General features: G+C 69.4%; 29 protein-coding genes. 10 read left to right on the top strand and 19 right to left on the bottom strand.

The window, feature by feature from the left end:
• From VM306_RS19015 to VM306_RS19000, 4 genes are all read right to left on the bottom strand, one after another.
• On the bottom strand, positions 1 to 447 hold a 447-nt coding region (locus VM306_RS19015; protein ID WP_325516736.1), incomplete at its 3' end, for a hypothetical protein.
• Positions 444 to 1,091 carry a DUF6218 family protein gene (locus tag VM306_RS19010; RefSeq protein WP_325516733.1) on the bottom strand — a complete coding sequence of 216 codons (648 nt, stop codon included), beginning with the start codon at positions 1,089 to 1,091 and terminating at the stop codon, positions 444 to 446. The genes VM306_RS19015 and VM306_RS19010, both read right to left, overlap by 4 nt.
• Positions 1,088 to 2,239, bottom strand: coding sequence for an exonuclease domain-containing protein (locus VM306_RS19005; RefSeq protein WP_325516730.1), 1,152 nt, complete (start codon positions 2,237 to 2,239; stop codon positions 1,088 to 1,090). Before VM306_RS19005 ends, VM306_RS19010 begins: the two co-directional genes overlap by 4 nt.
• Positions 2,240 to 2,281: 42 nt before the next feature.
• Complete coding sequence (locus VM306_RS19000) at positions 2,282 to 2,431, bottom strand: hypothetical protein (RefSeq protein ID WP_325516727.1); 150 nt, start codon at positions 2,429 to 2,431, stop codon at positions 2,282 to 2,284.
• 78 nt (positions 2,432 to 2,509) lie between these two features.
• Between VM306_RS19000 and VM306_RS18995 the strand changes: the two genes are divergently transcribed.
• Positions 2,510 to 2,914: a cytochrome P450 gene (locus VM306_RS18995; protein ID WP_325516725.1), complete on the top strand. Its 405-nt coding sequence runs from the start codon at positions 2,510 to 2,512 to the stop codon at positions 2,912 to 2,914.
• Here VM306_RS18995 and VM306_RS18990 read toward each other — a convergent pair.
• The 3 genes from VM306_RS18990 to folP are packed head-to-tail and all read right to left on the bottom strand — an operon-like array spanning position 2,871 to position 4,981.
• Entirely contained in the window at positions 2,871 to 3,155 is a 285-nt protein-coding gene (locus tag VM306_RS18990; protein ID WP_089922056.1) for a hypothetical protein, read from the bottom strand. The genes VM306_RS18995 and VM306_RS18990 overlap by 44 nt on opposite strands.
• A 48-nt stretch (positions 3,156 to 3,203) precedes the next feature.
• Complete coding sequence (locus tag VM306_RS18985; protein ID WP_325516721.1) at positions 3,204 to 4,142, bottom strand: hypothetical protein; 939 nt, start codon at positions 4,140 to 4,142, stop codon at positions 3,204 to 3,206.
• Between the two features lie 14 nt (positions 4,143 to 4,156).
• Positions 4,157 to 4,981: a dihydropteroate synthase gene (gene folP / locus VM306_RS18980; RefSeq protein WP_325516719.1), complete on the bottom strand. Its 825-nt coding sequence runs from the start codon at positions 4,979 to 4,981 to the stop codon at positions 4,157 to 4,159.
• A 62-nt stretch (positions 4,982 to 5,043) separates the two neighbouring features.
• Here folP and VM306_RS18975 point away from each other — a divergent pair, with 62 nt between their 5' ends.
• The 3 genes from VM306_RS18975 (at position 5,044) to VM306_RS18965 (ending at position 7,020) form a co-directional block, all read left to right on the top strand.
• Positions 5,044 to 6,102, top strand: a complete 1,059-nt coding sequence (locus tag VM306_RS18975) for a DUF2786 domain-containing protein (RefSeq protein ID WP_325516717.1) — start codon at positions 5,044 to 5,046, stop codon at positions 6,100 to 6,102.
• 95 nt (positions 6,103 to 6,197) lie between these two features.
• Positions 6,198 to 6,680: a hypothetical protein gene (locus VM306_RS18970; RefSeq protein ID WP_325516715.1), complete on the top strand. Its 483-nt coding sequence runs from the start codon at positions 6,198 to 6,200 to the stop codon at positions 6,678 to 6,680.
• Positions 6,681 to 6,747: 67 nt separating this feature from the next.
• Positions 6,748 to 7,020 (top strand): GlsB/YeaQ/YmgE family stress response membrane protein, encoded by a 273-nt coding sequence (locus VM306_RS18965; protein WP_325516713.1) that lies wholly within the window; start codon positions 6,748 to 6,750, stop codon positions 7,018 to 7,020.
• Positions 7,021 to 7,167: 147 nt separating this feature from the next.
• On the opposite strand, the gene VM306_RS18960 is transcribed toward VM306_RS18965, so the two are convergent.
• Together VM306_RS18960 and VM306_RS18955 are read right to left on the bottom strand one after the other, a co-directional pair.
• Entirely contained in the window at positions 7,168 to 8,010 is an 843-nt protein-coding gene (locus tag VM306_RS18960) for an SWIM zinc finger family protein (RefSeq protein WP_325516711.1), read from the bottom strand.
• The gene (locus VM306_RS18955; RefSeq protein ID WP_325516709.1) at positions 8,003 to 10,978 is read right to left on the bottom strand and encodes a DEAD/DEAH box helicase; all 2,976 of its coding nucleotides are present in this window, start codon (positions 10,976 to 10,978) and stop codon (positions 8,003 to 8,005) included. Before VM306_RS18955 ends, VM306_RS18960 begins: the two co-directional genes overlap by 8 nt.
• Positions 10,979 to 11,008: 30 nt before the next feature.
• Here VM306_RS18955 and VM306_RS18950 point away from each other — a divergent pair, with 30 nt between their 5' ends.
• Entirely contained in the window at positions 11,009 to 12,475 is a 1,467-nt protein-coding gene (locus VM306_RS18950; RefSeq protein WP_325516707.1) for an aromatic amino acid ammonia-lyase, read from the top strand.
• 541 nt (positions 12,476 to 13,016) lie between these two features.
• Here the strand turns inward: VM306_RS18950 and VM306_RS18945 are convergent.
• Both VM306_RS18945 and VM306_RS18940 read right to left on the bottom strand, forming a co-directional pair.
• Positions 13,017 to 13,301, bottom strand: a complete 285-nt coding sequence (locus VM306_RS18945; protein ID WP_325516705.1) for a MoaD/ThiS family protein — start codon at positions 13,299 to 13,301, stop codon at positions 13,017 to 13,019.
• On the bottom strand, positions 13,298 to 14,377 hold the full coding sequence (locus VM306_RS18940; RefSeq protein WP_325516703.1) for an exo-alpha-sialidase: 1,080 nt from the start codon (positions 14,375 to 14,377) through the stop codon (positions 13,298 to 13,300). Before VM306_RS18940 ends, VM306_RS18945 begins: the two co-directional genes overlap by 4 nt.
• 143 nt (positions 14,378 to 14,520) lie before the next feature.
• On the opposite strand from VM306_RS18940, the gene VM306_RS18935 reads away from it, so the two are divergent.
• Both VM306_RS18935 and VM306_RS18930 read left to right on the top strand, forming a co-directional pair.
• Entirely contained in the window at positions 14,521 to 16,203 is a 1,683-nt protein-coding gene (locus tag VM306_RS18935) for an acyl-CoA dehydrogenase (RefSeq protein ID WP_325516701.1), read from the top strand.
• A gap of 150 nt (positions 16,204 to 16,353) precedes the next feature.
• Positions 16,354 to 18,369 (top strand): NPCBM/NEW2 domain-containing protein, encoded by a 2,016-nt coding sequence (locus VM306_RS18930; protein WP_325516699.1) that lies wholly within the window; start codon positions 16,354 to 16,356, stop codon positions 18,367 to 18,369.
• Here the strand turns inward: VM306_RS18930 and VM306_RS18925 are convergent.
• On the bottom strand, positions 18,359 to 18,994 hold the full coding sequence (locus VM306_RS18925; protein ID WP_325516697.1) for a TetR/AcrR family transcriptional regulator C-terminal domain-containing protein: 636 nt from the start codon (positions 18,992 to 18,994) through the stop codon (positions 18,359 to 18,361). The genes VM306_RS18930 and VM306_RS18925 overlap by 11 nt on opposite strands.
• A gap of 68 nt (positions 18,995 to 19,062) precedes the next feature.
• Between VM306_RS18925 and VM306_RS18920 the strand changes: the two genes are divergently transcribed.
• Positions 19,063 to 19,503 (top strand): ester cyclase, encoded by a 441-nt coding sequence (locus VM306_RS18920; protein WP_325516695.1) that lies wholly within the window; start codon positions 19,063 to 19,065, stop codon positions 19,501 to 19,503.
• On the opposite strand, the gene VM306_RS18915 is transcribed toward VM306_RS18920, so the two are convergent.
• From VM306_RS18915 to VM306_RS18895, 5 genes are all read right to left on the bottom strand, one after another.
• On the bottom strand, positions 19,500 to 20,405 hold the full coding sequence (locus tag VM306_RS18915) for an asparaginase (RefSeq protein ID WP_325516693.1): 906 nt from the start codon (positions 20,403 to 20,405) through the stop codon (positions 19,500 to 19,502). The genes VM306_RS18920 and VM306_RS18915 overlap by 4 nt on opposite strands.
• Entirely contained in the window at positions 20,386 to 21,153 is a 768-nt protein-coding gene (locus VM306_RS18910; RefSeq protein WP_325516691.1) for an amino acid ABC transporter permease, read from the bottom strand. Before VM306_RS18910 ends, VM306_RS18915 begins: the two co-directional genes overlap by 20 nt.
• The gene (locus VM306_RS18905) at positions 21,153 to 21,767 is read right to left on the bottom strand and encodes an amino acid ABC transporter permease (RefSeq protein WP_325516689.1); all 615 of its coding nucleotides are present in this window, start codon (positions 21,765 to 21,767) and stop codon (positions 21,153 to 21,155) included. The genes VM306_RS18910 and VM306_RS18905 overlap by 1 nt, the downstream gene beginning before the upstream one ends.
• Positions 21,764 to 22,645, bottom strand: coding sequence for a glutamate ABC transporter substrate-binding protein (locus VM306_RS18900; RefSeq protein WP_325516687.1), 882 nt, complete (start codon positions 22,643 to 22,645; stop codon positions 21,764 to 21,766). Before VM306_RS18900 ends, VM306_RS18905 begins: the two co-directional genes overlap by 4 nt.
• Positions 22,646 to 22,756: 111 nt before the next feature.
• A complete protein-coding gene (locus tag VM306_RS18895) occupies positions 22,757 to 22,963 on the bottom strand; it encodes a cold-shock protein (RefSeq protein ID WP_030468404.1) in 207 nt (68 codons plus the stop codon).
• A gap of 239 nt (positions 22,964 to 23,202) precedes the next feature.
• Between VM306_RS18895 and VM306_RS18890 the strand changes: the two genes are divergently transcribed.
• A complete protein-coding gene (locus VM306_RS18890; RefSeq protein ID WP_325516685.1) occupies positions 23,203 to 23,439 on the top strand; it encodes a hypothetical protein in 237 nt (78 codons plus the stop codon).
• Positions 23,440 to 23,496: 57 nt separating this feature from the next.
• Entirely contained in the window at positions 23,497 to 24,192 is a 696-nt protein-coding gene (locus tag VM306_RS18885) for a hypothetical protein (RefSeq protein WP_325516683.1), read from the top strand.
• Between the two features lie 37 nt (positions 24,193 to 24,229).
• Here VM306_RS18885 and VM306_RS18880 read toward each other — a convergent pair whose 3' ends face one another.
• On the bottom strand, positions 24,230 to 25,318 hold the full coding sequence (locus VM306_RS18880) for a sugar ABC transporter substrate-binding protein (protein ID WP_325516681.1): 1,089 nt from the start codon (positions 25,316 to 25,318) through the stop codon (positions 24,230 to 24,232).
• A 230-nt stretch (positions 25,319 to 25,548) separates the two neighbouring features.
• Complete coding sequence (locus VM306_RS18875) at positions 25,549 to 26,637, bottom strand: sugar ABC transporter substrate-binding protein (protein ID WP_325516679.1); 1,089 nt, start codon at positions 26,635 to 26,637, stop codon at positions 25,549 to 25,551.
• Between the last annotated feature and the right edge of the window lie 178 nt (positions 26,638 to 26,815).

The raw sequence follows: 26,815 nt of genomic DNA, 5'->3' as shown, positions 1-26,815 counted from the left end.
CCGCGGGTAGATCTCCGCGGCCTCCCACAACTCCTCGCGCACGCTGGACGCCACGCCGATCTTGCGCCCACGCGCGCGTAGCTCACCCACGACTGCGGCGGCATCGAACAGGTACACGGCGTCGATGACCATCGGGCTCGCCGTGCCCTTCGAGCTGACGGCGGACGCCTTGGGCCCGGTCAGCACGAGGTGGAGATCCGGCCCGTCCTCCTTCAGGTCCAGCAGGCTCTCGCGCCGGAGGTTCCACCTGACGTTCACGGTCCGGCCGTCGGCAAGCCTGCCGTCGACGCCCCTGGCCCCCTTCTCCAGCTCGATCCCGAAGACCTGGGCCGCGATCCAGTCGCCGAGGTGCCCGGTCAACGCCGGCCGTCCGATGCAAGCGGACAGCGCGGCGTCGACGCGGTTGCGCTCCTGGATCAGCTCGGCCACCCGCCTCACGTCGTTCACGCGGCACCCGCCACACGCCGCCGGCGCAGCGCCGGGTGGTCGGCCATCGCCTCCGTCATCGCCAGAAGCCATTGCGGCGGAAGCACATCCGGCGCCTCGACCTCGTCCCTCAGGTACGACCGCCGCTCCAACGCCACCGCCGTCTCCTGCCACCGCCGCACCGTCCACCGCACCAGCCGGCACGTCAGCAACACCCCCGCCGCGGCGCCCGGATCGAACGCCGGAGGCTGGAGGTTCGCGTACCCGTGCATCTCCTCCTCCGTCACCGGCAACGGATCGGGCAGGTCGACCGGCCACTCCAACGGCACGATCGAGGCATTCTCCGCGCGCCGTTCCTCGACCCGCTTCTCACAGGCGGCCCGAATCTCCCCGATCTCCGCCAACGCCTCGGGAATCGCCATCGTCACCCAGCGCCGAGGAGACGTGCCCGCGACTGCTTCGAGCTTCCGCACGAGGTCGAGCGATGGTGCCCACCCAGTCAGCAGACGGTCGGCGCACAGGTCGACCAGGCGCCGTGCGGCCGTGGGATCGGTGAACGCTTCATCGGCGGGCACGATCCATGCGCCGGTGTTCACGCCGTCAGCGTTCACGTGCCACAACACGACCGCGTCCCCGTGGCTCTGCAACACGAAGTGTCCGATCACCGCGCACCTCCCGTGAGCTCGCCAAGCAGCCCTGCGAACAGGTTCTCCGACACGATCGGGATCCCGTACGTGCGCGCCTTGTCCGCCTTGCCCGACATGGAGTCCGGGTCCGCCGCGATCACCAGCGCGGTCCGCTTGGTGACACCGCCCTTCACCGTCAGCCCGGCGGACGACGCCCTGCTCTCCCACACGTCTCGCGGCTCGCGCATCTCGCCGGTGAAGACGACCAGATCGCCGAGGGAGAGCTGGACTGACCTGGTCAGCACCCCGGCGACGTCCACGCCGATCAACGACGCGACCAGCCGCAGGTCGGCCTCCTCGTCCGCGGTCACCCGGCCGTCCTCCCAGGCGGCGTCGGCCAGGGCGGAGAGGTAGCCGCGGTGCAGCTCCATCACCTCCGGCATGCCCAGGTCGAGGGCGCGAGCCACGTCGAGCAGCTCTTCCTGTTCCTCCGACGAGAGGTGGCGGTCGACCAACGCCCGATCCAGCACGTCGAGGTACTCGTCGCCGGATGAGTTCTGCGCGCGTGGCAGCAGTTGCACGAGCTTCGCCAAGAAATGCTGCTCCGAGCCGTGCGCGTTACTGCGTTGCACGGCATACGTGTTCGCGGTGTGCGGCACTGTCAGATGCGCGGGTTCGACGTACCCGACGCGATCAAGGCAGCGCACGAGCAGACCAGCGGACGCACGCGCGTCGTGCAGCGCGGAGTGCGCGGTGCCCATCGGCACGTTGGCCACTGAACAACACGCGGCGAGCGAACGTGACGACGCGCCCAGGAACCGGCCGGAGAGTTCCATCGTGCACAGCCCGGAATTCGCGGAGAGCTCGTGTCCCAGCCGCGCGAACTCGGCTTGCAGGAAGCGCAGGTCGAACGACAGGTTGTGCGCGACGAGGACCCGGCCGGACAGCCGTGCGGCGAGCTCGCCCGCGATGCCGGCGAAGTCGGGCGCGCGGCGGACCTCCGCGGCGCTGATGCCGTGCACGTGCTGGGCACCGAGATCACGCCTCGGGTTGACAAGCGTGCACCACTCGTCGGTCCGGCGGCCGGACTCGTCCACGTGAACGACGGCGACCTCGATCACCCGGTGGTGGTGACCAGGTGAAAGTCCGGTGGTCTCGACGTCGACGACCGCGTACCCGTTGCCCATGCCGGAGCTGTCGTTCGCATCCGTGCTTTCCGTTATCCCTTGTCATCCGTTAGGACTAATGCGAGCACAGGCCGGCCGCGTGAACAACGCGCGGTTGCCCGACGCCGCGGCGGCTTCGGCGGCGGTCAGCAGGAAGCCCGCCTTCTCGAACCGCTCCGCCACGTCCACCGACGCAGCGGAGTCGTTGCGCACCAATCTCCTGGACACCAAAGAGCCCGGTGACGATGTCATCACCGAGCCCCGCGACGCTCCGAACCCGCCGCGAAACGGATGCTGATCAACGACCCGATCATGGTTCCGGACGCCGTCGAGGAGCTCCTGCGCTCCGACGGGCCGTTCGCACTGGGGATCTCCCGCGTGGCGACCACCGACGTGGAGATCGGAGGGGTCACAATTCCGCGATCTTCGCAGATCACCGTCTCACTTGGAGCGGCGAACCGGGATCCTTCACGGTTTTCCGACCCGGACGTGCTGCAGCCGGGCCGAGACCCACACGTCACGTTCGGTCGTGGGATCCACTACTGCGTGGGGGCGAGGCTGGCTCGCATCGAGGGCGAGATCGCGTTCGGAACGCTCCTTCGGCGTTTCCCTGAACTCGCGCTCGCCGCTGAGCCCGAGTGGAGGGAGGCATTCATCCGAGGCTTGGCATCATTTCGCGTGCGACCGAAGCCTTGACGGCGGCACGCGCCGCCGACAGGTCGTCGACGGCGTAAATCTCCGGGCAGGAAGCGATGACGAGGTCCTTGTCCGACGCGACGGTCAGCAAAGAAACTTTTTCGGTCAACGACTTCGCTTGCCGGACAACTCCCTTGGCATCGACGCGGATCAACGTGACCCACGTCTCTGACCAGGGAAAGTCCGCTACGGCGCTGGATTTTCTCAGGCCTTCCACATCGAACTCGGCAAATCTGGGCATGACACCAAGATAACGAGTCGAGGTTGCGGAAAGTCAAAGATCACCCTTTCACCGCAATGCAGCCAGCAGATGAGGCAGGTTGACACCAACGGCGTCGGCCAACCGGCGCACGACTTCCGGTGCAGGTGCCAGCGGGTGTGTCTCGCGGGTGAACGGCAGGCCTTCACCTCCCGAAAACTTCGATTGCGGCGTAACGGGCGCGAGGATCGGGTAGACGCGCCAGCGCGGCACCTTCGAGTCCGCCATGGCGAGCGTGTTCTCGTGCCACAGCATCACGGCCGATGACCGGATGTTGCGCGCGAGGACGCACCCGTATCCCGTGAGGGTGATCGCGCGCGCCGCCGCACGCACGGGGTTGCGGAAGTCGCCGTCCACGACCCATACGCCGTTCATGACCTCCGCCGAGAGGCCCTCAGCCTCCAGTGCGGCGAGGGTTTCGGCGTGCTGGTCGTCCGCGGCGGCCGTGGCCAGTTCGACGACCTCCTGGACCTCTGAGGCCGTCACAACGCGTGCGCCTGCTTCCGTGGAGGCGTGCAGGAGCCGTTCGACGTAGCGGTCCTCCGCGTAGGCCGACCACTCCTGAGCCTTCTCCCACGCCGACCGTGCGATGACGTCGGCCTCGGAACCACCACGCAGCCGTGCGTCCTGCAGCAACTGTGCGAGCACCACGGCGATGACGGAGCTCACCAGCGCGTCGTCACGTGTCTCGTCGTCCGCGGGCACGAGAGAGACAACCAGGTCGCGCAGGTCCGCGCGCCAGCTCTCATCGCCCGCCCACACGCCGATGGCGAGCAGGTTCAGGTAGTGATCCGCGAGGGCCATCCTCACGAGCAACGGCTGGCCGGGCGCCTCCTTGGCGTCACGGCGCGCGGTCGCCTTGATCTGCTGCCGTTCCGCGGGATCCACCACGCTCACGCGGATCTTGTCGAGTTCGTCGAGGAAGTCGTCCCACCGGTCATCCGAAAACCGGGCGAAGACGTCGTCCACCTGATACCTCCAGCTCACAGTCGAGCGACGGACTCGAGTACTCGTCTGGTCCGCGCCACTTCGTGGGCACGGAAGACCGCGGCGCCCGCCAACGCCGCGATCGCAGTCGCGACGAGGGTTCCCTCGACGCGTTCGTGCAGTTCCACGCCGAGGGTCTCCCCGACGAAGTCCTTGTTGGACAGTGCCATCAGCACCGGCCACCCGGTCGCCACCAGCTCGTCCGTGTGCCGCACCAGCGCGAGGCTGTGCCATGTGTTCTTGCCGAAGTCGTGTGTGGGGTCGATCAGCACGCCCTTGCGCGGCACACCGAGCGCGACCACCTTCTCCGCGTGCGCGGTCGTCTCCGCGATGACGTCCTGCACGAGGTCCGGGTAACTGACCCTGTGCGGGCGCGTGCGGGGCTTCACGCCGCCCGTGTGCGAGCAGACGTAGCCGGCGCCGTACTCCGCGGCCACCTCGGCCAGCTGCGGGTCCGCGCCCGCCCACGTGTCGTTGAGCAGGTCGGCACCGGCCTCGCAGGCGAGCCGGCCGACGTCCGCGCGCCACGTGTCGCTGCTGATGACCAGGTCCGGGTACGCGTCGCGCACGCGGGCGATGAACGGCACCACGCGGCGCACTTCCTCACCGGAGTCGACGAGGTCGCCGGGGCCCGCCTTCACACCGCCGATGTCGACGATGTCCGCGCCCTCGTCGACGACGCGGTGGACGGCCTCCATCGCGACGTCCTCGGCGTAGGTGGCGCCCTTGTCGTAGAACGAGTCCGGGGTGCGGTTGATGATCGCCATCACCAGCGCGTGGTCGCGGACGACGGTCCGGCCGCGGAACTGGAGCTCGATCACATCCCGTGTCTACCAGGTGGTCCCCGGGCTGTGCACATGGCGGACGTCTCATACTTCCTCGCGTGGAACTGGTGAAAGCGGTCGACAAGCTCTGGCAGCAGGGCTGGCTGCCCTACGACGTTCGCGAGATCGTGTCGCGTTCACTCGACGAGTCGGCCACCTCCCTCGCGGTGGACGTGATCGCTTTGTCCTGTTCGCCTCATCCGGAGTCGACCGTGCACCCGCGCTGGCGGCGTCAGCTCGACGAGATCGGCGCCTCCGTGTGGTGGGAGGGGCCGCTGCTGGAGGCGTGGGCGACCCGCCACATCGAGACGCCGGCGTACGCGGCCCGCACAGCCGCCGACCTGCTGAAGTTCCTCGGACGGTTGCCCTCGTTGCCGCGCATCCTGCCGTTGCCGGGCGACGCCCTGATGTCGGCCGTGCGCGCGGGCGTGGACCCGAAGGTGCTCAACCGGGTGCGCGGGCTGCTCGCGAAGGCGGAGTCGACGTCGTTCGCCGAGGAGGCGGAGGCGTTGTCGGCCAAGGCGCAGGAGCTGATGAACCGGCACGCGCTCGAACGGGCGATGCTCGACTCGGACCTGCCGGCGCAGGCGACCTCGCGGCGCGTGTGGCTGGACAAGAGCTACTTCAAGGAGAAGTCGCAGCTGGTGCACGTCGTGGCGTCCGCCTTCCGCTCGCGGGCGGTGGCCTACGACGGGTTCGGGTTCGTCGCGCTGGTGGGCGACGAGGTGGATCTGGAGAGCGTCGAGCTGCTGTCGACGTCGTTGCTGGTGCAGGCGACGCGGGCGATGGTGGCGGCCGGCGGGCGGGCCGGGAAGGGCAGCGAGGCGCGCTCGCGCCCGTTCCGGAAGGCGTTCCTGGTGGCCTTCGCCTCGCGGATCGGCGAGCGGCTGGAGGCCGTCCCCGAGGTCCCCGACGACCTCCCGGACATCACGGACGAGCGGTTGCTGCCGGTCCTGGCGGACCGCAAGAAGGCCGTGGACACGTTGTTCGAGGAGATGTTCACGCGCACGCGCACCTCACGCGTGACGGTGCGTTCGGCGGCGGGCTGGGGTGCCGGGCGTGCGGCGGCGGACGTCGCGGACATCGGAACGGGCCGCAGCTCGGTGACCTCGGGGTAGCCCTCCACCCCTTCGGGTGAACTCCCCGCACCACAAGGCCCTCCGGTGACCTCGCCTGGGGAAAACCGTCAGACCCCCTCCCTAACGTCGATCCCATGACATCCACCTTCTACAACGAGATGAAGCTCGGCGAGGTCAACTACCGGCTGAGCGCGACGACGGACTCCGGGGAGTCCCTGGTGCTGGACCTGCTGGGGTCGCTCGACTCCGGCGAGGTGATCGCGGACGGGCGGCTGCGCATGCCGGTCGAGGGCGGCGCCACGGTCGGCAGACTCATGGCCCGCGTCCTGACCGCCCACACCCGCCTGCGCCCCCGCCCGTCCCGCCACGCGAACGCCAACCAGCCCTGGACAGAAGCCCTCGACGCCGATCTGCGCACCGCCTGGCTCACCGCCTCAGAAGACGCCGCTCCCACCCTGGTCAGGTCCCTGGCCGAGACCATGCAGCGCTCCACCACGGCCATCCGCGCCCGCCTCGCCAAGGTGGGCTGCGACCCGGACGTCCCCGGCCGCGAGCTGTCCGCGACGGGCGCGACCCTGCTGGGGACGAACTCAGGGGCCGCTCAGGGTAAGACCTGATTCGCCGCGCGCGGGTTCGGCAGACCCTGGACTGACGAGCAACCACCGCAGTACCAGGGGGAGAACCGTGGAAATCGAAGGCCTGTTCACCGCACTGCTCTTCGGCGCCGCCATCGGCGGTCTGGGCCGCCTGGTGATCCCGGGCAGGCAACACATCTCCCTGCTGGCCACGATCCTGGTGGGCATCGCCGCCGCCCTGGTGGGCACAGCGGTGGCCACGGTCCTCGGCGTGGCCGACACGTCGGGCATCGACTGGATCGAGCTGGCCCTCCAGGTCGGCCTCGCGGGAGCGGCGGTGAGCGTCCTCGCCGAGCGCTCGAAGTCCAAGATCCACCACTGACCACCCGAGCCGGGTACGGGCGGTCCCCCAACCGCCCGTACCCACCTTTTCCGCACAGCGACGCTCCTGGCGCGTCGGCAAGCACGACCTCGCCTGCGCAGCCCGGCCGAGCCGACGCGGGCCGGTGCGGCGGGGTCCGGTCGTGTCCTAGGCGTCCTCGGAACCCTGTTCCGGCGACAACGACAGGTACGCCGGGCGCAGCAGGGAGGCCAGGTCCTCGCGTCCGACGGTGATCGGTACGGCGTCGAGCTCGTCGAGCACGGCGTCGAGCCGGACAGCGGCGGTGGGGTCGCCGAGGGTCAGGCTCGTCGCGGTCTGCTTCTGCCAGAACGTGTCCAGGCACCGGGTCAACGGCGGCGCCTCCTCCCTCACCACCGCGGTGCGGGTGGTGCCGCGCAGCGTGCGGAGGCGGTCGAGCAGCTCCTCACGGCTTCGGCCGCGCCAGGCGAGGATCTCGAACGGGTCGTTGTCGAACGACTCGGCGAGCAGGTAGCAGGTGGCGGCGAGGTGTTTGCAGGGCACCTCCCAGTCCGGGCAGGTGCAGTCCATCGTCAGCTCGCGCTGCGTGGACGGGAAGAGCCGCAGGCCCAGCGAGGCGAACAACGTCTCGATGTCGCCCGGCATCTCACCAGCCAGCAGCTTGGCCGCGTACAGGGCCTTGCCGGCCAGGGCGTGCTCGACGCGCTGCCACTCCGGGTTGGTGAACGACTTGATCGCGATCCGCGTCTTGTACGGCGTGGGGCGCGAGCCCTGCACCAGCGCGATCACCATGCTGGTGGACAACGACAGCGACAACACCTGACCTTGGCGCGCGTAGTTGCGGCCGCGGGTCAGACGGCCGCCCATGCCGAACGACTCGAGCACCTCGATGAAGCGGCGCGACCACCAGGTGGCGCCGATGTCGCCGCGCTTGCTCTTGGCCTTGATGCCGTTGTCGACCTTGATGGTCTTGCCGTAGCGGGGGCCTTCGCCGGACCAGTGCTCACTCACCGATGGCCTCCCCGGACAGCGTCAGCAGGTCGCGCAGCTGGGAGGTGGACAGGTCGGTGAGCCAGTTCTCGCCCGCGCCGACGACGAGCTGGGCCAGCGCGCGCTTCTCCTCGATCATCGCGTCGATGCGTTCCTCCAGCGTGCCGATGCAGACGAACTTGCGCACCTGCACGTTGCGGCGTTGGCCGATGCGGAACGCGCGGTCGGTCGCCTGGTCCTCGACGGCCGGGTTCCACCAGCGGTCCAGGTGGATCACGTGGTTGGCCGCGGTGAGGTTGAGGCCGGTGCCGCCCGCCTTGAGCGACAACAGGAAGAGCTTCGGGCCCTTGGTGTCCTGGAAGCGCTCGACCATGCGGTCGCGGGAGGCCCTGCTCGTGCCGCCGTGCAGGAACATCACCTCGGTGTCGAAGCGGGCGGCGAGGTAGGGCACGAGCATGCTGCCGAACTCGGTGAACTGCGTGAAGCACAACGCCTTGTCGCCCTCGGCGAGCACCTCCTCCAGCACCTCCTCCAGCCGTGCGAGCTTGCCGGAGCGGCCGGCGACGCGCGATCCGTCGCCGAGGAAGTGCGCCGGGTGGTTGCAGACCTGCTTGAGCTTCGACATGGTCGCGAGCACCAGGCCCTTGCGTCCGATGCCCTCCGCTTCCTCGATCTTCTCCAGCATGTCGTTCACGACCGCCTGGTAGAGCGAGGCCTGCTCGGTGGTGAGGGTGCAGAGCTGGCGCATCTCGACCTTGTCCGGCAGGTCGTCGATGATGCGCGGGTCGGTCTTCACACGGCGCAGCACGAACGGATTCGTGATCTTGCGCAGGCGGGCGGCGGCGTCCTGGTCGTTGTGGCGCTCGACGGGAACGGCGAAGCGGGCGCGGAACGTGTTGATCGTGCCGAGCACGCCGGGGTTGGCGAAGTCCATGATCGACCACAGCTCGGCCAGGCGGTTCTCGACGGGCGTGCCGGTCAGCGCGACGCGGTGGCGCGCCTTGAGCTGCCGCACGGCCTGGGACTGGCGGGTGGCGCTGTTCTTGATGTTCTGCGCCTCGTCGAGCACCACGCGGTCCCAGGTGAGGTCGCCGAGCGCGTCGGCGTCGCGGGCGGCCAGCGAGTACGTGGTGAGCACGAGGTCGTGGCTCTCGACGGCCTCGCGCAAGGCGTCGCCGTCGAGGCGGTCGGCGCCGTGGTGCACGTGCACCGAGAGGTCAGGGGTGAAGCGGGCGGCTTCGCGCTGCCAGTTGCCGACGACCGACATCGGGCAGACCAGCAACGTCGGCGGGCGTTTGCCGTGCGCGCGGTTCAGCGCTTCGAGTGCCAGCAGCTGGACGGTCTTGCCGAGCCCCATGTCGTCGGCCAGGCAGGCGCCCAGGCCGATCTTGTCGAGGAACGCGAGCCACGCCAGGCCGCGTTGCTGGTACGGGCGCAGCTGAGCGCCGAAGCTCGCGGGCGGCTCGACGGGTTCCATCTGCTCGTCCGCCTTGCCGGACAACAGGTCTCCGAGCCAGCCGTCGGCCTCGACGGAGGTCAGCGGGAGCGGCAGGCTCTCGTCCTCCTCGGTGAGTCCGCTGTGGAGCATCACCTCGGCGGCGGTCATCTGCCCGCCGCCGCGCTTGAGGAACGCGAGGCCCGCGGCGAGGCGCTTCTGGTCGACCTGCACCCACTGGCCGCGCACCTTCACCAGCGGCACCTTCGCCCTGGCCAGCTCGGCCAGTTCGGCGTCGGTGAGCGTGTCCTCGCCGAGGGAGAGCTCCCACCTGTAGTCCACGATGGACTTCAAGCCGATCTCGCTCTCCTTGGCGACGGTTCCGGCCGTGCCGCGGCTCTTCGTCGTGAGCTTCAGCCCCAGCTTCGTCCGCTGCTGCCACCACGACGGCAGCAGCACGCCGAACCCGGCCTGCGCCAGCACCGGCGCGGCGGTCAGGAACCGGTACGCGCCCTCCGTGCTGACCTCCATCTCGGCGGGGTGCGAGCCGCGCAACGCCTCGTCGAGGTCGGGGTGCAGTTTGCTCGCGCGGCCGAGATCGGCCAGCAGGTGTTCCTGCGGCGCGGGGATCCAGCGCCGCAACACGCCGTCGTCCGCGAACCAGACCTGCTGCGCGGGCACCAGAACGCTCGGTTCGTCGACTGCCTGCAGCAGGAACTCGACGGCCCACTCCTCCTCGTCGCGCTGTTCCGGCGAGCGCAGCCGGAAGCACGTGCGCACCGGGCTCTCGTTGCCGGCGCTGTCCCGCCACCGGTCGAGCCGTTCGCGCAGTTCGTAGAGCTCCACCGGGTCCGCGTCGAACGCGGGCTCTCCGGTGAGCGCGGCGAGCCACGCTTCCGCCGTCGTGACGCGGCCACGCCGTGTCGGCGCGAGATCCGTGCCGGCCAACCGGCTCCGCACCCGCTCGTCGACAGCGGTCGTCAACGCCGCGCGCACCAGCTCGGCCGGGTCGCCGGCGATCTCCTCGCAGCGGCAGGCGGGCGGCATCGCGGTCTGCAACGCCGCGAACCGCGCCGAGTCCGTTCCCGACAACACCGGCACCCACCGCGCGATGGCCTGGTCCGGCGCGATCGACGGCAGCACGCGACCGCGGTCGACGAGATCGGCGGCGAATCCCGCGACGTCGAACACGAACCGCGCGGAGTCGCTCAGCCGCACTTCGGCGCCGCGCTCCACCGTGCCTTCGAGACGGACCGTGGGAACACCCCACTGCCGCAGCTGCACCTTGCCGCGCTGCGCCCGTCCCGCCGTCAACGGGTCGCGCACCAGCTCCGGCGACGCCATCGGTCCCGAGGTGAACGACGGCAGCAACAACGCCCGTGTGGTCGTTTTGACGCTCTCCACCCCGAGCGCTTCGGCCAGCGATTCGGCCGTCGCGGCGAACGGATGCGGTGCGTCCCGACGAGTGCTCTCGCTGCGTGCGGGCAGCCTGGCATCCTCGGCCCACAGCGCAAGGACGCCATCGGTCGTGCAGAGGCCATGCAGTACGAGCACCTCTGAACCCTATGTGCTCACATTGGCGCCATGGTCGAAGACTCCCCTGTCGTGCTGGACGGTCAGTCCCTCGGCGCCGACGACGTGGTGCGCGTGGCGAGGTACCACGCTCCGGTGTCCCTGCACGCCGACGGGCTCGCACGCCTCGACGCGTCGTGGCAGGCCAGTCAACGACTCGTGGTGCGACGACAGGTCTACGGCCGCACGACCGGCGTCGGCGCGAACCGCGACCAGATCATCAGCACCGAGGGCTGGGCAGAGCACGGCCTGCGCCTGCTGCGCAGCCACGCCGGCGGCCTCGGCGGCATGCTCCCCGAGGAACAGGTGCGCGCCATGATGGTCGTGCGCCTCAACCAGCTGCTCGCCGGCGGCGCGGGCGTGCGCCCGGCCGTCGCCGACGCGTTGCTCGCCGCCCTGAACAGCAGCTGCTACCCCGGCGTCCACGAGTACGGCGCCATCGGCACTGGCGACCTCACCGCCCTGGCCGAGACGGGCCTGACCCTGCTCGGCGAGCGCTACTGGCTCGGCTCCACGCAGACCCCGGACCCGATCGAGCTCGACTCGGGCGACGCGCTGGCGTTGATCAGCAGCAACGCCCTGACCATCGGCATGGCGGGCCTGGCCTGGCAGGACGCCCACCAGCTCCTGAAGGCCACGCACGTGGTGGCCGCCCTGTCGTTCCTGGCCGTCGACGGCGCCGTCGAGGCCTACGACGAACGCGTGCACCTCGGCCGCCCCCACCCGGGCCAGGTCGCGGTGGCCGCTGAGATGCGCCGCCTGCTGGCCGGACACTCACGCCCACCGGCGCGCATCCAGGACCCGTTCGGCTACCGCTGCTTCCCGCAGATCCACGGCCCGGCCGTGGACGCCGCCACCGACCTGGGCCGGGTCCTGGACGTGGAGTTCAACGCCGCCGCCGAGAACCCGCTGATCGTCGCCGACCACTTCGGGCCGTCGGACGACGCCGCCTACCACCACGGCGCCTTCCATAGCGCGTACCTGGGCCAGGCCCTGGACCGGCTGCGCCTGTCGATGCTGCACACCGGCCACCTGTCGACGGCCCGCCTGGCGACCCTGGTCGAGCCGAACTTCACCGGCCTGCGCCCGTTCCTCGCGGAGGGCGTGCCCGGCAGCTCGGGCGTGATGATCCTCGAGTACAGCGCCAACTCCGCCCTGGCCGAGGTCCGGACCTCGGCCGAACCCGCGAGCATCGGCAACGCCGTCGTCTCGCGTGGGCAGGAGGAGAACTCGAGCTTCGCGTTCCAGTCGGCGTCGCAGGCGTTGCGGTCGCTGAGCGCGTTCCGGCTGGTGCTGGCCTGCGAGGTGGTGGCGGCGGTGCGGGCTTTGCGGCTGCGCGGGATCGTGCCGGAGACGCCTGCTCTGCGGGCGGCCTTCGAGGCGGCGGAGGCGAAGCTGAACCCGGACATGGCCGATCGGCAGCTCAGCCCCGACGTGGAGGTGGCTTCTGGCCTGCTCGACGACTTCGCGAACTGCTGAGCCCGGGAGAGGCTCCGGTCGGCTTGGGGCGGGTGAGCGGAGATGTGGGGACGAGGCGACTGAGGAGTGGGCGGCCGAACTGAGGCGCTCAGTCGGGGCGAAGCGGGGCAGGGCGAGTCGAGGCCGGGGTGGGCGGGGTGAGCCGGGGCGAAGCGGGGCGAAGCGGGGCGAAGCGGGGCGAAGCGGGGCAAGGCGAGTCGGGGCAAGGCGAGTCGGGGCAAGGCGAGTCGGGGCAAGGCGAGTCGGGGCCGGGGTGGGCGGGGCGAGTCGGGGCCGGGGCGTGACCGCCGGACTTGGACGACGGGGCCAGCGCTCGAGGCTCCGGGGCAGGCCAAGGGACAGGCGGCCGAGCACCGGACAGCAGCGCCCAGACCGCGTCAGGCCGTGGAGGCCACACCGCGGCTCGGCCGAGTCGCGCCCATCCCCCCAGAGCGGCCCGCCCGCAGCCTGTCCGCCGGGCTGTGCCGACCGGGGATGGCGGCGAAGCCCGGACCGGGGGTGCGCCGTCATCCCCGGTCGGCGCACCCCGGCCCCAGGCCCGTCAGCCCCCTGCCACCGAGGGCAGGATCTGGATCTCGGCGTCCGCCGGTAGCGGGGTGGCCGGGCCGGAGAGGCGGCGGCACTCCTCGCCGTTGACGTAGAAGTTCACGTAGCGGCGCAGGACCGCGCGTTCGTCGCGCAGGCGGCGGTCCAGGCCCGGGTAGGTGCCGGCCAGGACGTCGAGGGCCGCGCCCAGGGTGGCCGGCTCGGGGACGTCGACGTCCACGTGGGAGGCGCCGTCGGTGGCCGTGCGCAGGACGCCGGGGATCAGGACCGTCACCTTCACGTGGGGATCACCGCCGCTCGCACCGACATCACGTCCGGCAGGTGGGCCGCTACCCGGTGCCAGGTCTCGCCCTCGTCGGGGCTCGCGTAGACCTCGCCCGAGCGGGAGCCGAAGTAGACGCCGGGCACGGAGGCGTCGTCGGTGCACATGGCGTCGCGCATCACGGCTGTCCAGAAGTCGTCCGGCAGGCCCGCGCCCAGGGCCTGCCACGTGGCGCCCGCGTCCTGCGAGCGGTAGACGCGGCACCTGCCCTCCGGCGGGAAGCGGCGGCCGTCTGCCTCGATCGGGAACGTGAAGATCGTGTCCGGGTCGTGCGGGTGGACGACCATGGCGAAGCCGAAGTCGGTCGGCAGGCCTTCCGCGATGGACTGCCAGGTGTCGCCGCCGTCGTCGCTGCGGTATACGCCGTGGTGGTTCTGGGCGTAGAAGCGCGACGGCGAGGACGGGTGCTGGGCCACCTTGTGGACGCACTGGCCGAACTCCGGCCACGGGTCGGGGAGGAAGTACGCCTTGATGCCCTTGTTGCGGGCCTCCCAGGACTTGCCGCCGTCGGCCGTGCGGTAGACGCCGCCGGTCGACATCGCCACGAGCAGGCGGTCCGGGTCGACCGGGTCGGGGACGATGGTGTGGACGGCCTGGCCGCCGAAGCCCGCCTCCCACTCCGGGCGGTGCGGGTGGTTCCACAGGCCCTCGACGAACTCGAACGAGCGCCCGCCGTCGGACGACCTGAACAGCGCCGACGGCTGGGTGCCCGCCCAGACCACGCCCGGTTGCGAGGCCGGGGCCGGCTGGAGCTGCCACACGCGTTCGAGAGCCGCGTCCTGCACCGGGAACGCGATCGGTGACGACGAGGACTCCTCCCACGACGCGCCGAGGTCGTCCGAGATGGACACTCCGGGACCGAAGTGCGGTGAAGCCACGCCCGCCAGCAGCCGCACGCCGGCGCGGGTGTCGAACGCGACCGCGTACACCTCCTGCATGGCGTGGTGCGGTCCGTCGACCTCCCACGTCACCCGGTCCTCACTGCGCGCCAGCCACAGACCCTTGCGCGTCCCTATCGCCACGACCACCGTCATCTCACCGAGACCTCCCGCCAGAAGATGTGACGCGGAGCACGTTACGCCGGGGGTCTGACAATTTAGGCGGACGGGAGAAACCCCACGTAGACCCACAAGTTACCGGCTGGTAGCGTCCGAAGGAGAGACGCAAGGAGGCGCCAGTGCTGCTCGACCCGAACCACTACGACCCAGCCCACCTCGACGACGAGACCCGCCGCCTGCTCAGGGCGACCGTCGACTGGTTCGAGGCCCGCGGCAAGCGGCAGCTCATCGCCGACGCGCAGGACAGGGTCTGGTACACGGAGTTCCTCGACTTCGTGAAGCGGGAGAAGCTCTTCGCCACCTTCTGCACGCCGCAGTCGGTCGACGGCACCAAGCGCTGGGACGCCGCCCGCAACGCCGCGTTCAGCGAGGTGCTCGGCTTCTACGGGCTGCAGTACTGGTACGCCTGGCAGGTCACGGTCCTCGGCCTCGGTCCGATCTGGATGAGCGGCAACGAGGAGGCCAGGCAGAAGGCGGCGGCGCTGCTCGACAGCGGCGCGGTGTTCGCGTTCGGCCTCTCCGAGAAGGAGCACGGCGCCGACGTCTACAGCACCGACATGATCGTCACGAAGACCGACGACGGTTACCGGGCCAACGGCAGCAAGTACTACATCGGCAACGGCAACGTCGCCGGCATGGTCAGCGTCTTCGGCAGGATCGGCGACGAGTACCTCTTCTTCGCCGTCGACAGCCGGCACGAGAACTTCAAGCTGGTCAAGAACGTCGTCGACAGCCAGATGTTCGTCAGCGAGTTCCGCCTCGAGGACTACCCCCTCACCGACGCCGACGTCCTCCACCGCGGCCCCGAGGCCTTCTCCGCCGCGCTGAACACCGTCAACGTCGGCAAGTTCAACCTCTGCACCGCCAGCATCGGCATCTGCGAGCACTCGTTCCACGAGGCGATCACCCACGCCCACAACCGGATCCTCTACGGCAACCCGGTCACGGACTTCCCGCACGTGCGCCAGAACTTCGTCGACGCGTACGCCCGCCTCGCCGCGATGAAGCTCTTCGCGGACCGCAGCGTCGACTACTTCCGCAGCGCGAACGAGAACGACCGCCGCTACCTCCTCTTCAACCCCATCACCAAGATGAAGGTGACGAGCGAGGGCGAGCACGTCATCGACCTGCTCTGGGACGTCATCGCCGCCAAGGGCTTCGAGAAGGACACGTACTTCACCCGCGCCACCGCCGACATCCGCGCGCTGCCCAAGCTCGAGGGCACCGTGCACGTGAACCTCGCGCTGGTGCTGAAGTTCATGCCGAACTACTTCTTCAACCCCAAGGCCTACGAGGAAGTCCCCCCGCGCCACGACGCCGCGGACGACGGCTTCTTCTGGCACCAGGGTCCCGCGCGCGGCCTCGGCAAGATCCAGTTCCACGACTGGGAGCCGATCTACGCCGAGCACGCCCACCTGCCCAACGTGGCGCTGTTCCACGAGCAGGCCGCGGCGATCAGGACCCTTCTCACCACCGCCGCGCCCGACGAGACCCAGCAGAAGGACCTCGACTTCCTGCTGAACCTCGGCCACCTCTTCACCCTGGTCGTCTACGGCCAACTGGTGCTCGAGCAGGCCAAAACCACCGGCACCGACGACGCGGTGCTCGACCAGATCTTCGACGTCCTGGTCCGCGACTTCGCCGGCTACGCGACCGCGTTGCACGGCAAGGCGAGCAGCACCGAGGCCCAGCAGCGGTGGGCACTGGCGCAGATCCGCAAGCCGCACGTCGACCAGGCCCGTTTCGACGCCGTCTGGCAGCAGGTCGCGCAGCTCTCCGGCCAGTACGAGATGCGCCCCTGACCTCGGGTGGGCGTCGGGAGAACCCCTTGGCCTCTTGACGCCCACCCGAACCGGACGTTTCGATGTGTCTGATCGTGTTCGAACCTGTTCTGTCTTGAGCACGACCGCCGCCGCCCCGACGAGTCCCCTTGTCACGAGGAGCGCGTGCCCGTGGATCAACGCAGATCGAAGTGGCGCACAGCAGCGGTAGCAGCCCTCATCACCGCCGGTGTTCTCGTGTCACCGGCCCAGGCCCAGCACGTGGCGAAGGACGACGGCCTCGCCCTCACGCCGCCGATGGGCTTCAACAACTGGAACAGCACGCACTGCCGCGACGACTTCGACGAGGACATGGTCAAGGGCATCGCCGACATCTTCGTCGGCAGGGGCCTGAAGGACGCCGGCTACGAGTACGTCAACATCGACGACTGCTGGGCCCTGCCCGAACGCGACGACAAGGGCGACCTCGTCCCCGACCCGGCGCGTTTCCCCCACGGCATCAAGCACCTCGCCGACTACGTGCACGGCAAGGGCCTCAAGTTCGGCATCTACACCAGCGCCGGCACCAAGACGTGCGCGAGCAACGGCTTCCCCGGCGGCCTCGGTCACGAGGAGCAGGACGCCAGGCTGTTCGCGAGCTGGGGCGTCGACTACCTCAAGTACGACAACTGCAACAACCAGGGCGTCGACGCGAAGTACCGCTACACCAAGATGCGCGACGCCCTGGAAGCCACCGGTCGCGAGATCGTGTTCAGCATCTGCGAGTGGGGCGAGAACAAGCCGTGGGAGTGGGCGCGGGACGTCGGCCACCTGTGGCGCACCACCGGTGACATCAGCGACGACTGGGGCTCCATGCTGTCGATCGCCAAGCGCAACATGGAGCTCGACGCACACGCGGGCCCCGGCCACTGGAACGACCCGGACATGCTGGAGGTCGGCAACGGCGGCATGACGGACGTCGAGTACCGCAGCCACTTCAGCCTCTGGTCGATCATGGCCGCACCGCTGCTGATCGGCGCCGACCTGCGCGAGGTCACGCCCGAGACGTTCGAGATCCTGGAGAACCGCGAGGTCATCGCCGTCAACCAGGACGAGCTCGGCGTCCAGGGCAAGGTGATCCGCGACGAGGGCGGTGTCCACGTGCTCGTGAAGCCGCTCAGCGGCGGCGACAAGGCCGTCCTGCTGTTCAACGAGAACGACAACCCGGCCACCACGTCCGTCACCGCGGCGGAGCTCGGGCTGGGCAAGGCGACCGGCTACAGGGTCCGCGACCTGTGGGCCAAGACCACCACGCACTCCGCGGGCTCGCTCGCCGCGGCACTGCCCCCGCACGGTTCGGCCATGTTCCGCGTCAGCGCGGCGAACGACTGGCACCGCTACCCACCGGCCGTCGCCACGGCCGCGTCCGGCGAGCTCCTCTACCCCGGCGCACTGCCGATCGCGCAGCCCGGCAGGTCCGTCACCTACACGACCTCGGTGACCAACTCCGGCCGCCTGCCGGTCACCTTGATCCAGGCGAGCCTGAACGTCCCCGCGGGGTGGGCGGTGAAGGCCACCACGCCGAGCTTCAGAGCCGTTCTGCCCGGCCAGAAGGCGTTCGCGACCACCTGGCAGGTCACCGTTCCGGCCACCGCGCGGGAAGGCCGCGTCCCGGTCGACGCGAGGTTCACCTTCCACAGCCCCCACGAGAACAACCCGGTGACCAGACACCACTCCGTCGAGGCGTTGGTACCGGGCGCGGCGCCGCAGGGCGAGAACTTCGTCAGCGACCTGAGGTGGTTGCGCAGTGCCAACGGCTGGGGTCCCGTCGAGACCGACGCCACCAACGGCGAGACGGCGGCCGGCGACGGCGGCCCGATCACCATTCGCGGCAAGGTGTTCGCGAAGGGTCTCGGCACCCATGCCCCCGCACGGATCGAGTACTACACCGGCGGCGCCTGCTCGAAGGTGACCGCGACCATCGGCATCGACGACAGGAAGGCCGACCCGGCGAGCCTCGTCAGCTACGAGGTGTGGGCGGACGGCAAGCTGGTCCACGACAGCGGCCCGGTCGCCGCCACCGACGCCGCGAGGAAGCTGGAGGCGGACGTCTCACGGGCGACCGTCGTCCGGCTGGTCGTCACCGACGGCGGCAACGGCAACGCCTACGACCACGCCGACTGGGGTGACCTGTTGATCACGTGCTAGGCCGGAAGCGCTCCAGCGCCGCGATCAGGAGCTCGAGCCCGAACTCGAACTCCTGGTCGTGGTCGTAGGTCCCGAGCTCGTCGATCACCCCGGCGGACAACGGGAACGCCGCCGCGTCGACGCCTTCGTAGGGCGACAACGCGATCCCGCCGAGCCCTGGCGAGGTCGCGACCTCCCGCATCACCGTCCCCAGCAGGTACGACACCATCGCCCGCATCATCCCGACGGCCACCTCGCCGCGGAAGCCCGCGCGGTCGAGGTTCGCCAGTGCCGCCTCGATCGTGCGGAACCCGGCGTCGCTGCTCAGCCGCCGCGTCGCCAGCATCACGAACGCGCGGGGGTGCCGCCGCGCAAGCTCCCGCACGGCCCGCGCGTGCGCCCTGATGTGGTCGCGCCAGTCGTCGCTGTCGACGTGGTACGGGCGGGCTTCCGCCATGATCCGCTCGGCCGCGAGGTCCACCAGCACGGCCTTGTTCGGCACGTGGTTGTACAGCGACATCGTGCCCGCGCCCAGCTCGGCGGCCAGGCGCCTCATCGAGACGGCCTCCACGCCCTCGCGTTCGATCAACCGCACCGCCGCGTCCACGATGCGGTCACGGGTCAGCGGTTCACGGCTGGTGGACACTGGCGAAGACCCTGTGACGTGGAGTAGCTTCCCTGCGACGTACGGCGTACGTAGGAGGATCTGCCGGCATGACCGAGTCCAAGGCGCTCCGAGCGCTGCGTGAAGCGATCGTCTTGGAGCACATGGAGTCGCAGAACGACCACGACTTCGACACCTCCCTGAACACGTTCCCCCATCCGCGCTACGAGATCATGGCCTCCGGTCAGGTCCTCGACGGGGTGGACGAGGTCCGCGCGTACTGGCAGCGCACCCGCGCGGCGTTCCCCGACCAGCGCAACAAGGTCGTCGACGTCCACCACGCCGACGACGCCGTGATCGTCGAGTTCGAGCTCGAGGGCACCCACCTCGGCAGCCTCACCGGTGAGCAGGTGACCGGCAGGACGTTCAAGGTGAGGATGGCCGGTTTCTTCCTGTTCGACAAGGACGTCCTGGTCTGCCAACGGGTCTACGGCGACACCGCGACCGTGATGGCGCAGCTCGGCATGCTCGACGTGCCCCCGGAATTCTAGTCGGGGAACACCACCCGGACCTGACCGACGACCCGTCCGCCGCCCAGCACCGGCACGGACAGGTGCTCCTTCGCGGGCGACACGTCGAACCCCAGCGCGGCCAGCGCCGCGAGCCCGATCGCCGTGGTGGCACGGGGGTTGCCGTCGAGCACCTTCACCGCGACCGCGTGCCCGGCCGCCGTCGCCAGCACGAGCACGCCCTCGGCGCCGCCCTTGGCCACCACGTCCGGCAGCAGCTGCATCACGACGGTGTTCACGTGCCCCGTTCCCCCGACGTACTCGGGAAAACGGCGCATGGCCTCGGCAACGGGCGTGCGCACCAACCCCTGCATCGCGCGCGCCAAGCCGTGCAACGACAACCCGTACACCGGAGCACCACAACCGTCGATCGCCGTGTGCGCGACGGTCTCACCTGACAGTTCCTCGAGCGTACGCAACACCAGCTGCTGCAACGGGTGTGAGGGCTCCAGGTAGGTTTGCGTGGGCCACCGCGCCGCCACGCACGCCGCCAGCATCGCCGCGTGCTTGCCGGAGCAGTTCATCCGCACCTGCGACGGTTCGGTCAGCCGTTGCCGCGTCTGCTCGTCCTCCGGCCACGAGACAGGACACCGCAACAGCCCCTCCGACAGCCCGCCGAGCAGCTGCGCCACCAGCTCGACATGCCGGTCCTCCCCCGTGTGCGACCCGGCCGCGATCGCCAGCGCGGGTCCTTGGAGCGGTGCGCCGGCGGACAGGCAGGCCAGCGCCTGGAACGGTTTCATGCACGACCGCGGCAGCACCGGGTCCTCGACGGCCCCCGCGGAGACACCGATCTCACCGGAAGGCAGCAGTCCGACGACGCTGCCGTGGTGCAGGCTCTCGACGAAGCCGGACCGGGTGACCTCAGCGAGCAGTGCGGGCACGGGAAGCCTCCAGCCGGTGCGCCAACCGGGACAGCGCCAGGTTGACCACGAGGTAGACGAACGCGACGACGATGAACGTCTGGATCAGCAGACCGTTGTAGTTCGCGAGCACCCGTCCGTTGAACAACAACTCCGTGTAGGACACGACATACCCCAGCGAGGTGTCCTTCAACAGGCTGACGGCCTGGGTCACGAGCAACGGCGTCATGTGCCGCACGGCCTGTGGCAGCACCACGAACCGCGTCACCACCCCGTCCGTCATGCCCAGCGATAGCCCCGCCTCGCGCTGGCCGGGATCGACGGACTCCACACCCGCCCGGAAGACCACCGCGTAGGAAGCCGCGTGCGACAAGGCCAGCGGCACCACGAGCTTCCAGAACAAGGGCAGGTTCACGCCGAACGACGGCAGCACGAACAGCATCACGTACACGAGCAGCAGCACCGGGACCGTGCGCATGACCTCGGCGTAAGCGCGCGTGAACCGGTTGGGCCGCAACGCGAGCAGCAGCCCTCCGGCCATCGCCAGCACGCCCGTCGCGAACGCCGCCACCACCGTCGACCACAGGCCCTGGAGCAGATAACGCCACACGGGCCAGGTCAGGTACGGCCTCCAGCGGACCGCGTCCAGCTGCCCTCCGGCCGCGAACTGCCGCAACCCCAGCGCCACCAGACCGGCCAGCACGAGAGCGGACACCACCGACACCCAGAAGACGCGGCGGCGGGCACGGGGACCGGGAGCGTCGAACATCAGGCCCACCGCCGTTCCAGCGCCCGCGCCCCGGCCCCGATGCCCGCGGCCATCACCAGGTAGCAGAGCCCGGCACCGGTGAAGACCAGCAACGGCTGGGCGAGCTCCAGGTTGATCCGTTGCGCCGCACGGGTCATGTCCACGACGCCGACGACACCGGCCAGCGCCGTCGCCATCGTCAGCGCGATCGCGATGTTCGCCAGCGGCTGCACGACCCGCCGGGAGGCCTGGGGCAAGATCACGTGCCGCAGCGACTGCCGGAACGACAGCCCCAGCGCCCGCGCGGCCTCCCCCTGCCCTGCCGCCACCGAGCTCACGCCCGACCGCACCGCCTCCGCGACGAAAGCGGCCTCGTACAGGGCGATCGCGACGCACGCCGTCCAGAACAACGGCATCTTCAAGCCCACCTCGGGCAACCCGAAGACGAAGAGCACCAGCCACGCCAGCAGCGGGATGTTCCGCCACACCTCGACGTAGACCGCGCCCACCCCGCGCAACAACGGCACGGGCACGATCCTGAGCACCGCGACGACGAGCCCGACGAGCAACGCCCCGGCGAACGACAGCAGGGTCAGGGCGGCGGTGTTCAGAAAGCCTTCGAGGACAAGGCTCATGAGGCGATCGCGGGTGGCGCCGGCGCGTCGCCGGTGACCACGGTGCCGATCGTCTGCTTCCAGACCTCCTGCCACAGGCCGGACTTGCCGATCTCGCGCAGCCAGTCGTCGACGAACTCCGTGAACTCCGCGTCACCGTGCTTGATGCCGATGCCGTACGGGTCCTCGGTGAACGGCTCGCCGACGAGCTGCAGCTCGCCGTCCTTCGACGCGTCGGCCACCAGGATCGCCTGGTCCTGCACGTAGGCCTCGCCGCGGCCCTGCTTGAGCGCGGTCAGGCACTCGGGGTCGGAGCCGAACTCGACGATCTCCGCGGTCGGCGCCGCCTGCCTGATCGCGGCGATCGCCGGGGTGTTCGCGCCGGCGATCACGGTCCGGCCGGCCAGATCGGCGGGCTTGGCGATGCCGGACGTGCCCTTGCGCACCGCGATCGACTGGCCCGACTGGTAGTACGGCCCGGCGAACGACACGCGTTCCCTCCGCGCGGGCGTGATCGTGTAGGTCTGGATGATCACGTCGACGGTGCCGTTGGCCAGCAGCGGTTCGCGCGTCTCGGAGGTCGCGCTGAGCAGCTCGGTCTCCGGCCTGCCGACGACGTAGTGGGCGAGGAGCTCGCCGAGGTAGGCGTCGAAGCCGGTGAGCTCGCCGCTGACCGGGTCGAGCTGCGAGAGCAGCGGGGCGTCCTGGGAGCCGCCGATGACCAGCCTGCCGCGCTTCCTGATGCGGTCGACGGCCGAGCCCGGAGTGACCTCACCCGAGTACACGGGAGCCTTGGCGAGCAGAGCATCGATCTTGCTCCCGCCGCCCGGCACCGCCTCGGAGCCGCCGGAGCACCCGGCCACGAAGAGCAACAGAGCGGCTACGAGCAGTCTCCCCATGCCGCGAAGCTACTGATCTGCTCCGAAGGAGCACAAGACGCACCGAAGCCGCCTGTCCACTACCGGACAGACGGCTTCGGATGACAGATCAGATGTGCTGACCAGCCGGACTCAGACGGCGCGAACGCCCTGGGCCTGCGGGCCCTTCTGGCCCTGACCGATCTCGAACTCGACCCGCTGGTTCTCCTCGAGAGCCTTGTAGCCGTTCATCTGGATCTCAGAGTAGTGGACGAACACGTCGGCGCCACCGTTGTCAGGGGAGATGAAGCCGAAGCCCTTCTCCGCGTTGAACCACTTGACGGTGCCCTGTACTGCCATCTTGCTACTTCTCCTCCAACGCGTGCCGGATCGCGCTCGCGACCACCGGGTCAAGTCACCAGCAGCGGCTTCCCCCGAACGTGGAGAACCCGCTCACCCGCGACCTCGTCTCGCGAGCGGGGTAATCCACGAACACGAAACGTACGACCTCCAACAGTCAACCACGGCTCCCCGCCCTCAGTCGAGACGTCGATTTCGCTGTTATCGTGAGGTCCCGAATGACCCCGCGGAGGTGTCCCGTGCCTGACCAGACGACCTTGTCGATCAAGGCGGAGGTGGCCCCGCGGGTCCGGCGCGGCCTGTACGCGATCGTCCGGAAACGCCTCGAACGCGCGGCGGATCGAGGGCGGTCCGGAGGCGGCGGGGATCACATCTCGAACAGGGTCAGCGGCGACGTGAGAGGGACCCTGTTCCAGATCGGCAAGGTCCACGGGAACGTCTACAACGGCGAGGACGGTAACCTGGAGGGTCGTTGACCCAGGGGGCCGTGCTTGACCGGCAGCGAACGACTGCTCTTCTTTTTCATCGGCTTGGTGACCACGTTCGTGTTCATCCGCATCAGCGTGCGCATGATCAGGGCGAAGGTGCGCTGGTGGCCGCGAAACGTCGTCCACGGCGACACGCACGTGCACCACGTCGTGTTCGGCACGGTGCTGCTGCTCCTGTCCAGCGTCAGCAGTCTGATCATCCCGGACTACCTGTACGGCGCCCGGTGCGCCGCCGCGGCGGTCGTCGGCGTGGGCGCGGCGCTGGTGCTCGACGAGTTCGCGCTGATCCTGCACCTGCGGGACGTGTACTGGACGAAGGCGGGCAGGCTGTCCGTCGACGCGGTCTTCCTCGCGGTGGGCCTGACCGGCACGTTCCTGCTCGGCGCCCGGCCACTCGGCTACGACGAGGTGCTGCAGATCAACCCGGACACGACGCCGACGGACACGTTCACGGTGCGGGTCATCGCGATCGGCGTGAACCTGTGCCTCGCGATAGTGGCGCTGCTGAAGGGCAAGATCTGGACGGGTCTGCTCGGCCTGCTCGTGCCGGTGGTGCCCGCGGTGGGCGCGGTGCGGCTCGCCAGGCCCGGTTCGCCGTGGGCGCGCTGGCGCTACCCGGAGGGCTCCCGCAAGCTCTCGCGGGCGTACCGCAGGGAGGCGCGGATCAGGCAGCCCATCATCCGCGTCAAGATCGCCGTCCAGGAGTTCATCTCCGGCCGGCACGACCTGCCGGACCAGTGACGCGGCACCTCGTCGTGCCGCGTCACCGGCCCAGGTCTCAGCCGCCGACGATGTCCTGGTTCGCGCACGCCGCCGCGAGGTCGCCTGCGCACAGCTCCTGCGCCTTGACGATGCCCTCGGTGACGAGCGTCCTGACGGTGTCCTTCTTGATCAGCGTCGCGCCGAGCAGCACGGACTTCATGTCGCGCCGTGAGACGGGGTCACGCAGGTTGCCGGTGGCGAGGTCGTCGGCACCCGCCAGGTCTCCCCTGGCGACCGCGATGGCCAGCCTGGCGGCGGCCTCGGCCTCGTCGCGCACCGGCTTGTAGACGGTGTTGCACTGCTCGCCGCGCAGGACGGCCCGCAGTCCCTCGATCGTGGCGTCCTGACCGGTCACCGGGACCCTGCCCGCGAGGCCCTTCCTCCTGAGCACCTCGATGACCGCGCCCGCCAGGCCGTCGTTGGCCGCGACCACGCCGTCGACCCTGCCGCCGTTGCCGTTGAGGATCTCCTCGAACAGCTGTCCACCGAGGACGTTGTCCCAGTCGGCCACCGGCTGGGTCTTGACGAGCCTGAGCGCGCCGCTGTCGTACTTCGAGGAGAGCTTCGACTTCTGGCCCTGCGTGAAGAGGGTGGCGTTGTGGTCGGTCGGCGCGCCCTCGATCTCGATGATCTGGGCGCCCGACTTGTCCCCGAGGCAGCTCAGCAGACCGTCGGCCTGGAGCTGGCCGACGTTCACGCTGTCGAAGCCCACGTGGTACTCCGCCTGGCCGCCGAGCGTCACGCGGTCGTAGTCGATGACCGGGATGTTCGCGGCCTTCGCCTTCTTCTGGACCGCGATCCCGCCCGCCGCCGACAACGGCGTGATCATGAGGACCTTCACCTTGCGGCGGATCATCTCGTCGGCGATCTGAGCGAACTTCGTCTCATCGCCCTCGGCGTTCTCCATGAACGGTTCGATGTCTGCGTAGTTGAACGCCTGGGTGAGCAGGGGTCGATCTTGTTCTTCCCAGCGCGCGGAAGTCGTCCGGTCGGGAAGGATTACCCCGACGATTGGTTTGGGCCCACGCGCGGGCAGCGTCGGAGTGCCCTGACCTGCGTCACCGCAGGCGGAGAGGAGAAAGAGCAGGCACGCCGACGATGCCATTACTCGTCTTCGCATAAACGCGGAGTTCATCTCTTGAAACTTGTTAAGTCAAGATTTCTTCTCATAACATCACCCTCCGCTGCCGATCGGCTACGGATTGATTCCCCGGAATTCGAGGAGCAGCCGCGGGTGGACGAAGGGTGTTCAAGATCGATCTGTGACGACCGGTCCGAACACCCTTCTCCCGCTTTTCGCGCCCGGATCGACGACCGGCCGCGCCACCGCCGGGCTCAGCCCCCGACGATGTCCTGGCCGGCGCACACCGCCGCGAGGTCACTGGTGCAGAGCTCCTGCGCCTTGACGACCCCTTCGGTGACGAGCGTCCTGACGGTGTCCTTCTTGATCAGCGTCGCGCCGAGCAGCACCGACTTGATGTCGCGCCGTGCCACGGGGTCCCGCAGGTTGCCGGTGGTGAGGTCGTCGGCACCGGCCAGGTCACCGCGGGCGACCGCGATGGCCAGCCTCGCCACCGCCTCGGCCTCGTCGCGCACCGGCTTGTAGACCGTCACGCACTGCTCTCCGCGCAGGATGGCCCTCAGGCCCTCGATCGTGGCGTCCTGACCGGTGACGGGGACCTTGCCCGCCATGTTCTTCTTCTTGAGCACCTCGATGACCGCGCCGGCGATGCCGTCGTTGGCCGCGATCACGCCGTCGACCTTGCCGCCGTTGCCGTTCAGGATCTCCTCGAACAGCGGGCCCCCGATGTCGGGCTTCCAGCCTTCCACCGACTGGGTCTTCACGAGCCGGAGCGCGCCGCTCTCGTACCTGGGGCCCAGCGCCGACTTGTGCCCCTGGGCGAACAGCGAGGCGTTGTGGTCGGTCGGCGCGCCTTCCATCTCGATGATCTGGGCACCCTGCTTCTGCCCGAGGCAGCCCAGCAGACCGTCGGCCTGCAGCTGGCCGACGTTCACGCCGTCGAAGCTGACGTAGTACTCCGCCTGGCCGCCGAGCGTCAGGCGGTCGTAGTCGATGACCGGGATGCCGGCTTCTTTCGCCTTCTTCTGCACAGCGAGACCGCCCGCCGACGACAACGGTGTCGTCACCAGGACCTTCACCTTCCGGCGGATCATCTCCTCGGCGATCTGGAGGAACTTCGTCTCGTCGCCGTTCGCGTTCTCGATGAACGGTTCGATGTCCGCGTAGTTGAAGGCCTGTGTCAGCAGAGGACGGTCCTGCGCCTCCCACCGCGTGGAGCTCGTTTGGTCGGGAAGGATTACCCCGACGATTGGCTTGGGACCACGCGAAGGCAGCGTCAGAGCACTCTCGCCCGCATCCCCGCAGGCAGAGAGCAGAAAGAGCAGGCATGCCGACGTTGCCATTACCCGTCTTCGCATAAACGCGGAGTTGATCGCTTGAGACTTGTTAAGTCAAGATTACTTCTCATAACATCACCCTCCGCTGCCGACCGACTACAGTTCGATTCCGTACGAAAGGCGCTGATGCGGGGCGCATTTTCGTGCCAGGCTGTCTGACTTGGGTGGCATTCGGGGTCCGCCC

It is taken from the genome of Lentzea sp., from assembly GCF_035525475.1.
In the GTDB taxonomy this organism is placed as follows: Bacteria; Actinomycetota; Actinomycetes; order Mycobacteriales; family Pseudonocardiaceae; genus Lentzea.
The sequence above is the reverse complement of the archived record's forward strand: the minus strand, read 5'-3'. Positions and strand labels throughout refer to the sequence as shown.

Excerpts from the sequence above, each read along its gene's own strand:
- VM306_RS18970 (WP_325516715.1), top strand. The coding sequence starts at position 6,198 with ATGACATCCACCTTCTACAACGAGATGAAGCTCGGCGAGGTCAACTAC.
- VM306_RS18895 (WP_030468404.1), bottom strand. The coding sequence starts at position 22,963 with ATGGCAGTACAGGGCACCGTCAAGTGGTTCAACGCGGAGAAGGGCTTC.
- VM306_RS18995 (WP_325516725.1), top strand. The coding sequence starts at position 2,510 with ATGCTGATCAACGACCCGATCATGGTTCCGGACGCCGTCGAGGAGCTC.
- VM306_RS18900 (WP_325516687.1), bottom strand. The coding sequence starts at position 22,645 with ATGGGGAGACTGCTCGTAGCCGCTCTGTTGCTCTTCGTGGCCGGGTGC.
- VM306_RS18920 (WP_325516695.1), top strand. The coding sequence starts at position 19,063 with ATGACCGAGTCCAAGGCGCTCCGAGCGCTGCGTGAAGCGATCGTCTTG.
- VM306_RS18905 (WP_325516689.1), bottom strand. The coding sequence starts at position 21,767 with ATGAGCCTTGTCCTCGAAGGCTTTCTGAACACCGCCGCCCTGACCCTG.
- VM306_RS18875 (WP_325516679.1), bottom strand. The coding sequence starts at position 26,637 with ATGGCAACGTCGGCATGCCTGCTCTTTCTGCTCTCTGCCTGCGGGGAT.
- VM306_RS19005 (WP_325516730.1), bottom strand. The coding sequence starts at position 2,239 with ATGGGCAACGGGTACGCGGTCGTCGACGTCGAGACCACCGGACTTTCA.
- VM306_RS18940 (WP_325516703.1), bottom strand. The coding sequence starts at position 14,377 with ATGACGGTGGTCGTGGCGATAGGGACGCGCAAGGGTCTGTGGCTGGCG.
- VM306_RS18910 (WP_325516691.1), bottom strand. The coding sequence starts at position 21,153 with ATGTTCGACGCTCCCGGTCCCCGTGCCCGCCGCCGCGTCTTCTGGGTG.
- VM306_RS18880 (WP_325516681.1), bottom strand. The coding sequence starts at position 25,318 with ATGGCATCGTCGGCGTGCCTGCTCTTTCTCCTCTCCGCCTGCGGTGAC.
- VM306_RS18950 (WP_325516707.1), top strand. The coding sequence starts at position 11,009 with ATGGTCGAAGACTCCCCTGTCGTGCTGGACGGTCAGTCCCTCGGCGCC.
- VM306_RS18990 (WP_089922056.1), bottom strand. The coding sequence starts at position 3,155 with ATGCCCAGATTTGCCGAGTTCGATGTGGAAGGCCTGAGAAAATCCAGC.